The following is a 12,975-nucleotide window of genomic DNA, read 5'->3' on the forward strand; positions in this document are numbered from 1 at the left end:
TGAGGAGCCGGATAAAAAAAGACGGGCGGTAAAAACCGCCCGTCAGGCAACACAGGGAAAGCTTCTCAGGGAGGAGAGACAACACTTAGCCGCTGACAGTAATCTTGCGCGGCTCGGGTTTCTGTTCCGCTACTTTGGGGAGAGTAAGGACCAGAACACCGTTCTTGAATGATGCGGTAATGTTATCAACATCAATCGTATCATTCAGGCGGAACGACCGTTTGAAGCTGCCATAGCTGCGTTCGATGACGCGGGCACCTTCGTTTGATTCACGGGTGGATTTCTTTTCACCTGTGATGGTCAGAACACCTTCAAGGACCGACACATCAACGTCATCCTGTTCCACACCGGGAAGTTCGGCGGACAGTTCGATATGATCATCGGTTTCGTGAACATCGATACGCGGGTTCAAAAGGGTTTTTGCGGCTTCCTTGTCATCGGCAAAAGCCTGTGACGCAGTTACGCGATCCCCAAAGATCGAACCGATCATGCGATCAAAATCACGGGAAATAAGCGAGAAAGGATCACCATAGGTCGGTGCAGATGCAAGGCGACGTGCGGATCCATTAAGAGTCTGAAGACCAGTCATAATTACCCTCCGTTACAGACGAGTATTCTTGCGCCATCGGCCCAGACCAGGCTGCAACCTTGACGCGTATCGGGGCACCATGCCCCTTTGCAAACTTGAGATAGAGCACAGGAAATTTTCCGCAAGTGGGCCGGCACATTTTTTTGATATTTTTTGCAGCCCGCCCTGATCGCGTCCCCGGTATCATCCCCGATCGCCCCACCTAACCCGTTAAACGGCCTGTCATTTTTGACAAAATCCAAAACAGAGACTGGCACTCCCGTGCTTGGCGGATTAGCTTCTTTGCATTGTTTGTCGGTCCGAAGATCGACCTCCCTGATAAGGATGATCCATGAGTACTCTTTTTTCACCGCTGTCACTTGGCAAGCTTGCCCTTGATAACCGCGTAATCATCGCACCGATGTGCCAGTATTCCGCAGATAACGGCAAAACCACCGACTGGCACCCGATGCATCTGGGCAACCTTGCCCAGTCCGGTGCGGGATTGCTGATCATCGAAGCAACCGCCGTCGAACCGGAAGGCCGGATTACCTATGGCGATGTCGGACTTTGGGATGACGAAACCGAAGCCGCCCTTGCCAAGACCATTTCCGCTGTGCGCAGCCATTCCGACATGCCGATTGCCATTCAGCTGGCCCATGCCGGGCGCAAGGCATCCTGTGAAAAGCCGTGGCTTGGTGGACATGCCATTGATCCCGACCATGCCAATGGCTGGCAGGTTTGCGCACCGTCGGCTGTTCCCTTCCGTGATGGCGACCCGATCCCCGAAGCCCTGAGCAAATCGCGGATTTCCGAAATCGTGCAGGCCTTTGTCGAAAGCGCCAAGCGCGCTATTCGCATCGGCTTTGACGCGATTGAAATTCACGCGGCACACGGATATCTGCTGCATCAGTTTTTGTCACCGCACGCCAACAAGCGTGACGACGAATATGGCGGATCGTTTGAAAACCGCACCCGTCTTGTTCTTGAAGTCTATGACGCCCTTCGCGCCGAAGTCGGTACCGACTATCCGCTTGGCATCCGTATTTCGGCAACCGACTGGGTTGATGGTGGCTGGGATATCGATCAAAGCGTCGAACTGGCAAAGCTTCTTGAAGCACGCGGATGCGACTTCATCGATGTGTCTTCCGGTGGCCTGCATATTGATCAGAAAATCCCGCTTGGCCCGAACTATCAGGTCCCGTTTGCGGCCCGCATCAAGGCCGAAACCGGCATGACCACCATTGCTGTCGGCCTGATTACCGAAGCAGAACAGGCCGAAGCCATCACCTTTACCGGTCAGGCCGATGCCATCGCCCTTGCGCGCGGCATTCTCTATGATCCGCGCTGGCCATGGCATGCAGCGGCAACCCTTGGCGCCGAAGTCAAAGCAGCCCCGCAATATCTGCGCTGCCAACCGCGCAGCCTGAAGAAACTGTTCGGCTGATCCCCGTCGGGTAAAGCCCCATCCGCAAAAACTAGACGATCGGATAGGTTTTCTTGATGTAGGTCAAGGCTACCTATCCGACCTTTCCCCTACTTTGGCAACATTCTGAAATCATTCAAAACAGCGCGCCTTTTACACGGTGCCTGCCAATTTCTGCCAAGGACCGGGAACGTGAAATCTGTATTGCGCGCACTTGTTATCGCCTGTTGCATGACGCTGACTGTCACTGGCGCGCGCAGTGCCGAAATCCTGATTTCGACCGAAAACACTGCCGATCATTTCCAAACCATTTTCCTTCAGAAATTTGCCGCAACCCTGAATGCCGAGATATCCGAACACAGGTTTCGGGTCATTCATTCGGCAAAGGCCTTCAAGGACCGCGACGTCGCCGAGGCATTATCGACCGGACGGATTGCAATGGCCGCCCCGGGCATCTGGCACCTTGGTCGATTTTCGGCCGACCTCAATGCGCTTTTATTACCCAGTTTCATGGGGCTTGGCTCTGCCGATGTGCGCAAGATTGTCGATGGCGATTTCGGAACGCGATTGAACCAGTCCCTTGAAAAGAACCTTAATGTCCGGGTTCTGGGACGCTGGCTTGATCTGGGACCGGCCCATATTTTTACCCGCAACGTCGCGGTCAATCATTTCGGGGACCTTCGCGGATTGCGCATCCGCTATGCCGGGGGCGAAGGCAATGCCTTGCGGCTTAAGGCCATGGGGGCCATTCCTGTGCTGATCCCCTGGCCCAACGTTCCTGACGCCCTTGATCGCAAGGAAATAGACGGTCTTCTAACCACCACCAGCACCGTGGTCAGCGCCGCCCTTTGGAAGCACGGCATTGCCCATGCGTTTCTGAGCTATTCCTATTATCCGTTTTATGTGCCGCTGATTTCCCATGATGTCTGGGCCCGGCTGAAACCGGCAACGCGTGATATCATCTTTCGGGTCTGGGAAGATATGGTTGATGATGGCCGGAAACTGGCGGTCACGCACCAGCAGGCATCCCTGATTACCGCGGCACAAAACAATATCGACATTGCCGACCCGGGTATGGCTGAACGCCAGAAGCAGCGCCTTGTGCTGCTTGCCCATCAGGGGGAACTCGCCGCGACCGCAGGCATATCGCAATCTGCCGTTCGCACCCTGACCCAGATCGCGGGACAACCGTAATGCCGGCAAAAACCACATATCCCGGCTGGCGGCGCATCCTTGACGAACAGTTCCTGAGCGTCTTTTTGTCGATCGGATTGCTCCTTGGCGTGTTGTTCCTGATGGCCTGGCAGACGGTCTCAGAACGGCAAACCGCCCGTCAGCGTGCGATCGATACCACCGGCTTTGCCATCACCACCTATGGCGACAATCTTTCAAGCATCCTGATCAAGGCTGACAACACCGCGCTGATGGCAGCACGCGAAGCAGTGATTGTTCCCGATTTTGATCTTGAACGTCATCTGTCAACCATGATCAAGGATGACAACAATCTGGTCGGGTATATCCTGCTTGATGCGGCGGGCAGGATTGCCCATGACTTCACATTTTTTGATTTTGATAAAACCGTCCTTCCGGTTTCGGAAATCATTGCACGCCATCGCGATGACTGGATCGAACCGGCCTTTCGCGCCACATCGACCCTTGGCCTGAAATCTGGATATCTTGCTGTTGAACGCGGCATCTGGTCGCCGAACGGTACGTTTCTTGGCGTGATAGTGATCTTTCTGGCGATTGAAAACCCGTATGAGGACACGCCGCTTGAACGGTTCCTTGCCGGCTCACGGATGCGGGTTGCGACCCTCAATACCGATGATCTTCTGGCCGAAGTCCAGTCACCCCATATCGGAACCACCGACTGGTTCTCCGCCCGTCAGGAAGAAGCATTCTGGGATCTGAATGCCGACAGCGACAAGATCGATATGGGGGGGGTTGCCCTGTTTGGGGATTTTGTGCTGGCGCGCAAGAACCTTGATGGTCTTCCGATCACCATTTACATGCAGGTGCCGATCAACAGTTTCATGGGCAACTATGACACCACCCGTCAGACCGCGCTGATTGCATCGGGCGTGGTGATTGCCGTGACCCTGTTTCTGTTTTTGCAAATCCGCATTGACCGCAAAACCAAACGCCGCAATGAACGCAAGCGCCTTGAACTCGACAAGCGGCTGCAATTCGCCCTTGATAGCACCGGCCAGGGTCTTTGGGACTGGGATTTCGCCAAGCAGCAGGGATACTATTCCGATAACCTGTACCGATTGATGGAAATCCATCACGGCGAAGTCTGCCTGACCTTTGACAGCTTCAAGGACCGCATTCATGCCGATGACCGCAAACAATTCGATGCAGCCATCGCCGAACATATCAGCGGCAACAAACCGGCCTTTGAAATAGAAGTCCGCATGCATGTCGGATCGGAAGATCAGTGGAACTGGTTCCATCACAGCGGGTCGGTCATTGAATGGGACCGCAATCGCGAACCCAAACGGATGATCGGCCTGCTCAAGAACATCCACCATCAGAAACTCAAACGGATCGATCTTGAATTCAAGGCTCGCCATGACCCGCTAACCGGGCTTTTGAACCGCACCGCGTTCGAGGATTATGCCCGTCGTGTTCATGCCTTGTCCCTGCGCACGAACCGGCCTTATTGCATGGTGATGCTCGATATTGATCACTTCAAAAAGGTCAACGACACGTTCGGACATGATTGCGGGGACATTGTTCTGAAACGTATATGCGATATCACGTCACGCGCCCTGCGGTTTGAAGAGGAAAAGCTGTTCTTCCGGCTTGGCGGCGAAGAATTCGTGATCTTGCTGCCGCAAAATGATTGCGCTGCCGGGGCAGCTGTGGCCGAACGTATCCGGAAAAATGTCTGTGCCGAGCCGATCCTGGCGGATGGCCATCACATCGACATTACCATCAGCGCCGGTGTTGCTGCCCATCGCGACAGCGAACTTCCCGACATCACGCTCAGACGTGCCGACTGGGCCCTTTATCAGGCCAAGAACACCGGCCGAAACCGGGTATATCGCGCGCCGGGTACCACCGATGTCAGCTTCCCGGATCCCGAGACCATGAGCGACACGGCACTGTGATCTGTTGACCTGAGCAAACGGGATTTTCCCGCCCTATCGCAAACGCCCCCTTGAACAGGTCCGTTACCCCCCACCCGACCAGATGCTGCGTGCAAGCCCGGCATCACGCACCGAGATTCATGCGCCTGTCTTGTCGCGAACATATGAAGTGCCACAACAGAAAAGGGCCCCGCAAATGCGGAGCCCTTCCTGTAGTGCAAGGTCGGTAGGTGTAAGGCTTAGAAGCCCATGCCACCCATGCCGCCCATACCACCCATGCCACCCATGTCAGGTGCGCCGCCAGCCGACTTGTCTTCCGGCTTTTCAGCGATCATGCATTCGGTGGTGATCAGCAGACCAGCGACCGATGCTGCGTCCTGCAGGGCAGTACGAACAACTTTGGCCGGGTCGATGATGCCAGCTTTGATCAGGTTGGTGTATTCGCCTTTCTGGGCGTCATAACCGAACTCGACGTCGTCCTGCTCAAGCAGTTTGCCAGCAACAACCGCACCGTCTACGCCAGCGTTGGTTGCAATCTGACGAACCGGTGCCTGCAGGGCACGGCGAACGATGTCAACACCGATGGTCTGGTCATGGTTTTCACCTTCGAGACCTTCGAGCGCCTTGACCGAGTACAGCAGAGCCGTACCACCACCAGCAACGATGCCTTCTTCGACAGCCGCGCGGGTTGCGTGCAGAGCATCGTCAACACGGTCTTTACGTTCTTTAACTTCGATTTCCGAAGCGCCGCCGATTTTGATCACTGCAACGCCGCCAGCGAGTTTCGCGAGACGTTCCTGCAGTTTTTCACGATCGTAATCAGAGGTGGTTTCTTCGATCTGGGCGCGGATCTGACCAACACGTGCTTCGATCTGTGCTTTCTCACCGGCACCATCAACGATGGTGGTTTCTTCTTTGGTGATGGTGACAGATTTCGCGGTGCCGAGCATATCAAGCGAAACGTTTTCCAGCTTGATGCCGAGATCTTCGGAGACAACCTGACCGCCGGTAAGGATGGCGATATCTTCGAGCATTGCTTTACGACGGTCGCCGAAGCCCGGAGCTTTAACAGCAGCGATTTTCAGGCCACCGCGCAGCTTGTTGACAACCAGGGTTGCCAGAGCTTCGCCTTCGATGTCTTCAGCAATGATCAGAAGCGGCTTGCCGGACTGAACGACCGACTCAAGCAGCGGAAGGATCGGCTGAAGCGAGGAGATTTTCTTGTCGAACAGCAGGATGTACGGAGCATCCATTTCTGCGACCATTTTCTCCGGGTTGGTTACGAAGTACGGCGACAGGTAACCACGGTCGAACTGCATGCCTTCGACAACGTCGAGTTCGGTGTGCAGGCCTTTGGCTTCCTCAACGGTGATAACACCTTCGTTGCCAACTTTTTCCATGGCTTCGGCGATCATTTCGCCAACTTCACGGTCACCGTTTGCAGAGATGTTACCAACCTGTGCGATTTCGTCGCGACCGGCAACTTTACGTGCACGGCTCTGGATGGATTCGATGACTTTTGCGGTTGCAAGGTCGATACCGCGTTTCAGGTCCATCGGGTTCATGCCGGCAGCAACGGACTTGTTGCCTTCACGAACGATTGCCTGTGCCAGAACGGTTGCGGTCGTGGTGCCGTCACCAGCCAGATCGGCGGTTTTCGACGCGACTTCGCGAACCATCTGTGCGCCCATGTTTTCGAACTTGTCGGTCAGTTCGATTTCTTTGGCGACCGAAACACCGTCCTTGGTTACGCGCGGCGCACCAAAGGATTTTTCGATAACAACGTTACGACCTTTCGGGCCGAGCGTCACTTTGACGGCATCAGCGAGAATGTCGACACCGCGCAGCATTTTGGAACGTGCGTCGGTGGAGAATTTTACTTCTTTAGCAGCCATAATATTCTTTCCTCTCTATGAGACGGATGAACGTGGACTTAAGTCACCCAAAGGGCTGACTTATTCCATGATGCCCATAATGTCGGACTCTTTCATGATCAGCAGCTCTTCGCCGTCGACCTTGACTTCGGTGCCCGACCATTTGCCAAACAGGACTTTGTCACCTGCTTTGACGTCGAGGGCTACGACCGAGCCATCATCTTTGCGAACGCCAGAACCAACAGCGACGATTTCGCCTTCCTGCGGTTTTTCTTTGGCGGTATCCGGAATAATGATGCCACCGGCAGTCTTGGTGTCGGACTCGACACGACGTACCAGTACTCGATCATGCAGCGGACGGAACTTCATTTTAGACAACTCCGTGTTAAAGCTAAGGCTCGTTTAAAACTACGACTAACCGGGATGAGCCCGTATTAGCACTCACCCCCGGCGAGTGCTAACAGCATTTATTGAAGTGCCTGTTCAAAGTCAATAGGAAGATGCAAAAAGACGCAGAACTGTCACGATTTTTGCGCAATTATGGCCGCTTGAGGCGCGCGAAAAACCGCCATGTGCGACGGGGTGGTGATCACAACATTTTCCGATCACCGACACAACCCCTTGCCGTAAAATAATACGTGCCCATCCGATCACAATGGGCAACAGCAGAATCGCTGAAAAATATTTATGCCCCCCCTGATCAGGGTTCCCGGCGGCCTATCATTCGGGTGTGCCCTCACGTCCGGCACCGGGATCGGTCATTTCAGGTCGAAATAACGTCCAAGCAATTCCGGCTCGTCAAAATGGCGTCGACCGACAAAGGCCGTTGCATGATGCCCCCACTGGCGCATGGCGCCGGGCTTATCAATCCCCAACGGCCACAAGATATACCGTTCCAACCGTTCGGTGCCGGGTACGAAACCGTCTTCGTCATACAGGCTGGCAAACCCTGTCCCATCGCCAAGTGCAAGACTGCCAAGCTGCTGCTCTGCCACAAGGGCTGAGGCAACAGTGTGATGTGCCTCATATTGATCACGGGCCGTGACCGCCATCAGATAGTGACTGACGGCATCGATCCACAGAATCGGCCGGGCCAAAACCGATGATGCCACCGCACCAGCCGGACTTTCCGCCGTTTCGCGGATGTCGCCATCTTCGGGGGCTTCAATCCGGTGCAAAGACGGGCTTGGGAAAAACAGGTGATAACAACCACAGCCATGAATGGTATCGGCAATTAATGGCGCCCCCTTCTCATCAAGGGTCACCCGCCAGATCAGCGCATCAAGATGCCCGGCAAGAATGTCAAACATGCTCTGTGCCGGGCGCTCCGGGAACCAGACGGTATAAATGATTTGCGGATGCCATTGATCATTGAACCAGGTGTGACCAAGCCGATAGAAAATCGTTGGCTGATCAATATCGACATGCGCAACCGCCCCTTTGGCCGATAGTGACGGATGGCCGATCCGGTCGCTGTCAGACTGTACCCGGACGCGAAATTCCGGCGCATAGGCCCGGGCGATATTTTCAAGCTCCACCGCGGTTGGAACCAGCCGGCCAAATGCGTCCTTTCTGATGTCCTCTATGGCAAGGGTCGCAGCCCCGCCATCGTTTTGGCCGGACAGTTGATAGCTTTCCCATGCGCCAAGCCCAATCAACGCATCCGGTCCAAGGTCAAAACTGCCCAGATTGTCGCGCTTCCACCCCTCGTAACCAAAATGGGCTGCAAAAGCCGTCAATGGGTAAAACCCGGCGATCCGCTGAAAATCAAGATAGTCGTCCGGAACGAAAACCGACTTCGACAAAGCTTGATAATCAGCCATACCCAGTTGTGCCGCCATCTGATCTGCGCACTCTTCAGTACGCGCAAGTGATGACATTGACGCATCGCCACGATTACGAAACTCCGATGCCCGCGCCGCACGATCAAGCCCACGCATTTGTGCTACCCAGTCGGCAAAAAGCACATCAGCCGCCTGCCCGCCTGCGACCGCAGCGCCAACCTGTTTGCCCATCAGCACCGAATTACGATTTGCGCGCAAGAACGGGAACGCTGGCACTTTACTGGTGGACGCGTTTCTAATGCCGTGACTGGCGACAGCGTGATCAAAATCGGAAAGTTGTTGTGCGCAAACCGGTACGGATGTTGCGACATCACCCTTTTGCTGGCTTGCACATGCGCAAAGCAAGCTCAGAAGCACAATGCTCATATAGTGCGAACGAAACTTCATTTGTTTCTCCGTCACTGTTGTTGCCCACTCATTTTCGTGCATGACCATTGGTGCGCATGAACAGGCTTGCTTTAAGGGTGTTACTTTTTCTCTTTTATACCTGATGGCAATTTCAGCATGAACAGCATCTTTATCATAATGCGCAAATGCGATAAGCCATTTCGTCTGTTACGCGTCATCCGAATTGTTGCTGAATTCTGTATAAGGCCCAGTCCATGAAGTTTGAAGCCCTTGAAATTCCGGATGTAAAGGTTCTTTACCCCAAGCAGTTTGGTGACGAACGCGGGTTCTTTTCGGAAACTTATAGCCAAAATGCTTTCCGTGCTGCGGGAATCGAGGAAGTTTTTGTCCAGGACAATCACTCTCTGTCACGTGACACAGGGGTGCTGCGGGGTCTGCATTATCAGTGTCCGCCCTTCGCACAAGACAAACTGGTTCGTGTTATGCGTGGTCGTATTCTTGATGTTTCCGTTGATATTCGCGCGCACTCAACAACGTTCGGCAGATGGGTTGCGGTTGAAATCAGTGCGAAAAAATGGAACCAGATTTTCGTGCCAAAAGGATTTGCCCATGGCTTCGTAACGTTGGAACCAGACACGGAAGTTACCTATAAAGTCTCCGCACCCTATGCACCTGAGGCAGAACGTGCCATCAAGTGGAACGATATCGACCTTGCGATCAAATGGCCATTTGATGCCAGCGAAGTGACGCTCTCCGCCAGAGATGCAGAAGCAATGACATTTGCTGAATATCGAAAGGATCCGGCCTTTTAGGGCCGGTCATATTTGGTCGAGCGTCTTGAGAACCGTCTGCAAATAGGTTTTGTAAGAGCTTACACCATAATATCCGATCAACTTCTCAAACTGATCGACCGATATCAAGCCGCTGCGCAGTGCTATTTCTTCCGGGCATGCAATCTTGAGGCTCTGACGGTTTTCTACCGTACGGACAAAGTTTGCCGCATCAAGCATTGCACCATGCGTTCCCGTATCAAGCCAGGCATAGCCGCGCCCCATTTTCTCCACGCGAAGCTGACCACGTTCGAGATACGCCTTGTTCACGTCTGTGATTTCAAGTTCACCGCGTGCAGAGGGCTTCACGGAACGCGCGATATCAACAACATCCTGATCGTAGAAATAAAGTCCGGTAACGGCATAGTTGGACTTTGGCTCTGCCGGTTTTTCCTCGATATCCAGGGCAACGCCATTCCGATCAAACTCTACAACACCATAACGCTCGGGGTCCTGCACAAAATATGCAAAAACGGTTGCCCCTTCTTTCTGTGCCATCGCATTGGCGAGCAAATCCGTAAGCCCGTGACCGAAATAGATATTGTCGCCAAGAATAAGGCAACAATCATCATTTCCAATGAAGTCTGCGCCGACAATAAAGGCATCAGCCAAACCGCGCGGTTCAGTTTGCACCGCGTACTCCAGTTTCAATCCCCATTGGCTTCCGTCACCCAACAGTTCCTTAAACAGCGGCACATCACGAGGAGTACTGATGACAAGAATTTCTCTGATCCCCGCCAACATCAGGGTAGTCAGCGGATAATAAATCATCGGCTTGTCAAAAACCGGCTGCAGTTGCTTTGAAACCACAAGCGTTGAAGGATGCAAACGGGTTCCGTTACCACCAGCCAGAATGATCCCCTTACGCATGAAGGTTACCCTTCTCAAGATCGGTCAGCACCCGTCCGAGGCTTTCATCCAAAGACGGGAAATCGACACCAAAGACTTCTTTGACCTTCCTGTTTGACAGGGCGGAATAGGCCGGCCGCTTGGCCGCACTCGGAAATTCATCCGAACTGACTGGCGTCATCTGGCAATCAATCCCTGGCCAGTCAAATCCGAAAACATCCGCGCCGATGATCTGAATGCGACGGGCAAATGCGCACCAGCTTATTGGCTCGTCCGAAACCACATGGTAGGTGCCAGGTGTCTGAAATGCGTCTGCAACTGCAACCGGTAAAACCTGCAAGACTATGCGTGCAAGATCATATGCGCTGGTCGGGCATCCTATTTGATCATCGACAACCTTGACCTCATCGGTCTCTGCCAACAGGCGACACATCGTTTTGACGAAATTCTTGCCAAACGGGCTATAGAGCCACGACGTTCTGAAAATCAGATGTTTTGGGTTCAGATCACGAACCGCTTGTTCCCCGGCAAATTTTGTTTGTCCATATACGCTCAACGGTGCAATGCGATCCGTCTCGATATAGGGTTCTGTGGCATTTCCATCAAAAACATAGTCCGTCGAAAAATGAATGACCGGAATTGCCTGTTTTGCTGTCGTTTCCGAAATCACCCGCACAGCTGTCTCATTGACCGCAATTGCACGATCATGATCGCTTTCGGCAAGATCAACCCCGGTATAGGCGGCTGCGTTGATGACCAGATCAGGACGTATTTTGTCGATGGCGGCGGCAATGCCTGATGGACATTCAAGGTCGCAGATACGACGCCCGATGAAGATCAGTTCAATATCTGCGACTTTGGCCTGTTCTTGCGCCAGACACTTTGCCAACTGGCCGTTCTCTCCGAACACAAGTGCCCTAATCATCGCGTACCTCCACACCAAGGCCGGATCGATCAAGCGCATTTTGACGTTTTATAAACGGTTCCCACCAGGATTGATGATCGACATACCACCTCACCGTCTGACGTAATCCGGTCTCAAAACTGTATTTGGGGCTCCAGCCCAGTTCATCGCGCATTTTGCTCGGATCAATTGCATATCGCCAATCGTGCCCCGGTCGATCTTCGACGAATTCCACGACATCCTCAAACGCGACACGTGCATCGGATTGCTTGAGCTGGCTAACCGTTTCAAAAACGGTGCGAACAAGATCGAGATTTCTGATCTCGTTGCATCCACCTATATTGTATTTCTCTCCGACCCTGCCTCGGGTCAGGATGGTGAATAGTGCTTCGGCATGGTCATCGACATGCAACCAGTCACGTATATTCAATCCCTTCCCGTAAATTGGCAGCTTCTCGCCCTGCAACGCCTTGATGGTCATCAGAGGAATAAGCTTTTCCGGGAATTGATAAGGACCAAAATTGTTTGAGCAATTACTGATCAGGACCGGCAATCCATATGTCTGATACCAGGCGTACACCAAATGATCAGAACTTGCCTTACTTGCCGAATAGGGTGAGCTCGGTGCATAGGCGGTTTCTTCGGTGAAGTAACCTTCATCCCCCAGAGCACCGTAAACTTCGTCTGTGGATACATGATGGAATCGGAACGCGTTCTGCTCGGATCGCGTCAATCCTTCAAAATATGCGCGTGCCACTTCAAGCAGGGTGAAAGTGCCGACGATATTGGTCTGTATAAACGCGGCCGGGCCATCGATGGAGCGATCGACATGACTTTCAGCAGCGAGATGCATAACGGCGGTTGGTCTAAAATCCGCAAACAGTTTTTCAATTGCGCCTTTGTTGCAAATATCTTCTTTGCGGAAGCGATAATTTCCCTGTTCGGACACTGCTTCAAGGCCGCACAGATCGGCGGCGTAGGTCAACTTATCGATATTGAGAATGTCACAGTCATTGCGACCGGCCAGAAACCGACAGACCGCTGAACCGATGAACCCGGCACCGCCTGTTACAATAATCCTCATTGTGAACTCTTTGTCTGCAAGCTGCGTGTCATTCTGTGCAAGACACTGCAATCATTTATGAAATGCTTGCCAAATGTATTGCGGGGTCAATCCGTCAATTTGATGGCGCTTTCCAACGCATTCATGCCATTTTTCACGTGCAACAGCGCATTGATC

At 53.3% G+C, this 12,975-nt stretch carries 11 protein-coding genes; 4 read left to right on the forward strand and 7 right to left on the reverse strand.

The genetic code is table 11. The annotated features are described in order from the left end of the window. Nucleotides 1-85: 85 nt before the first annotated feature. Nucleotides 86-589, reverse strand: a complete 504-nt coding sequence (locus M9H61_RS06870) for an Hsp20/alpha crystallin family protein (protein WP_206928422.1) — start codon at nt 587-589, stop codon at nt 86-88. 331 nt (nt 590-920) lie between these two features. On the opposite strand from M9H61_RS06870, the gene M9H61_RS06875 reads away from it, so the two are divergent. The 3 genes from M9H61_RS06875 (at nt 921) to M9H61_RS06885 (ending at nt 5,107) form a co-directional block, all read left to right on the forward strand. Next, nucleotides 921-2,015 carry an NADH:flavin oxidoreductase/NADH oxidase gene (locus tag M9H61_RS06875; RefSeq protein ID WP_068518632.1) on the forward strand — a complete coding sequence of 365 codons (1,095 nt, stop codon included), beginning with the start codon at nt 921-923 and terminating at the stop codon, nt 2,013-2,015. 171 nt (nt 2,016-2,186) lie between these two features. Next, entirely contained in the window at nt 2,187-3,188 is a 1,002-nt protein-coding gene (dctP, locus tag M9H61_RS06880; RefSeq protein WP_250284101.1) for a TRAP transporter substrate-binding protein DctP, read from the forward strand. Beyond that, a complete protein-coding gene (locus M9H61_RS06885) occupies nt 3,188-5,107 on the forward strand; it encodes a sensor domain-containing diguanylate cyclase (protein ID WP_250284103.1) in 1,920 nt (639 codons plus the stop codon). The genes dctP and M9H61_RS06885 overlap by 1 nt, the downstream gene beginning before the upstream one ends. 218 nt (nt 5,108-5,325) lie before the next feature. Here M9H61_RS06885 and groL read toward each other — a convergent pair whose 3' ends face one another. The 3 genes from groL to M9H61_RS06900 all read right to left on the reverse strand — a co-directional run bounded on the left by groL (nt 5,326) and on the right by M9H61_RS06900 (nt 9,191). Beyond that, nucleotides 5,326-6,981: a chaperonin GroEL gene (groL, locus tag M9H61_RS06890; protein ID WP_068518635.1), complete on the reverse strand. Its 1,656-nt coding sequence runs from the start codon at nt 6,979-6,981 to the stop codon at nt 5,326-5,328. A gap of 60 nt (nt 6,982-7,041) precedes the next feature. Next, on the reverse strand, nt 7,042-7,329 hold the full coding sequence (gene groES / locus M9H61_RS06895) for a co-chaperone GroES (protein ID WP_068518636.1): 288 nt from the start codon (nt 7,327-7,329) through the stop codon (nt 7,042-7,044). Nucleotides 7,330-7,718: 389 nt separating this feature from the next. Continuing rightward, entirely contained in the window at nt 7,719-9,191 is a 1,473-nt protein-coding gene (locus M9H61_RS06900) for a hypothetical protein (RefSeq protein ID WP_250284106.1), read from the reverse strand. Between the two features lie 215 nt (nt 9,192-9,406). Here M9H61_RS06900 and rfbC point away from each other — a divergent pair, with 215 nt between their 5' ends. After that, nucleotides 9,407-9,964: a dTDP-4-dehydrorhamnose 3,5-epimerase gene (rfbC, locus tag M9H61_RS06905; RefSeq protein WP_250284108.1), complete on the forward strand. Its 558-nt coding sequence runs from the start codon at nt 9,407-9,409 to the stop codon at nt 9,962-9,964. A gap of 6 nt (nt 9,965-9,970) precedes the next feature. On the opposite strand, the gene rfbA is transcribed toward rfbC, so the two are convergent. From rfbA to rfbB, 3 genes are read right to left on the reverse strand one after another with little or no spacing between them, the layout of a single operon-like run. Further along, complete coding sequence (gene rfbA, locus M9H61_RS06910) at nt 9,971-10,852, reverse strand: glucose-1-phosphate thymidylyltransferase RfbA (protein WP_250284110.1); 882 nt, start codon at nt 10,850-10,852, stop codon at nt 9,971-9,973. Further along, entirely contained in the window at nt 10,845-11,756 is a 912-nt protein-coding gene (gene rfbD, locus M9H61_RS06915; RefSeq protein WP_250284111.1) for a dTDP-4-dehydrorhamnose reductase, read from the reverse strand. The genes rfbA and rfbD overlap by 8 nt, the downstream gene beginning before the upstream one ends. Continuing rightward, a complete protein-coding gene (gene rfbB, locus M9H61_RS06920; RefSeq protein WP_250284113.1) occupies nt 11,749-12,819 on the reverse strand; it encodes a dTDP-glucose 4,6-dehydratase in 1,071 nt (356 codons plus the stop codon). The genes rfbD and rfbB overlap by 8 nt, the downstream gene beginning before the upstream one ends. Nucleotides 12,820-12,975: the final 156 nt, after the last annotated feature.

This window comes from Thalassospira sp. GO-4 (assembly GCF_023588965.1).
Classification (GTDB): Bacteria; Pseudomonadota; Alphaproteobacteria; order Rhodospirillales; family Thalassospiraceae; genus Thalassospira; species Thalassospira povalilytica.

Coding starts and splice junctions, on each gene's coding strand:
- M9H61_RS06870 (WP_206928422.1), bottom strand. CDS start 589: ATGACTGGTCTTCAGACTCTTAATGGATCCGCACGTCGCCTTGCATCT.
- M9H61_RS06875 (WP_068518632.1), top strand. CDS start 921: ATGAGTACTCTTTTTTCACCGCTGTCACTTGGCAAGCTTGCCCTTGAT.
- M9H61_RS06885 (WP_250284103.1), top strand. CDS start 3,188: ATGCCGGCAAAAACCACATATCCCGGCTGGCGGCGCATCCTTGACGAA.
- groL (WP_068518635.1), bottom strand. CDS start 6,981: ATGGCTGCTAAAGAAGTAAAATTCTCCACCGACGCACGTTCCAAAATG.
- groES (WP_068518636.1), bottom strand. CDS start 7,329: ATGAAGTTCCGTCCGCTGCATGATCGAGTACTGGTACGTCGTGTCGAG.
- M9H61_RS06900 (WP_250284106.1), bottom strand. CDS start 9,191: ATGAAGTTTCGTTCGCACTATATGAGCATTGTGCTTCTGAGCTTGCTT.
- rfbC (WP_250284108.1), top strand. CDS start 9,407: ATGAAGTTTGAAGCCCTTGAAATTCCGGATGTAAAGGTTCTTTACCCC.
- rfbA (WP_250284110.1), bottom strand. CDS start 10,852: ATGCGTAAGGGGATCATTCTGGCTGGTGGTAACGGAACCCGTTTGCAT.
- rfbD (WP_250284111.1), bottom strand. CDS start 11,756: ATGATTAGGGCACTTGTGTTCGGAGAGAACGGCCAGTTGGCAAAGTGT.
- rfbB (WP_250284113.1), bottom strand. CDS start 12,819: ATGAGGATTATTGTAACAGGCGGTGCCGGGTTCATCGGTTCAGCGGTC.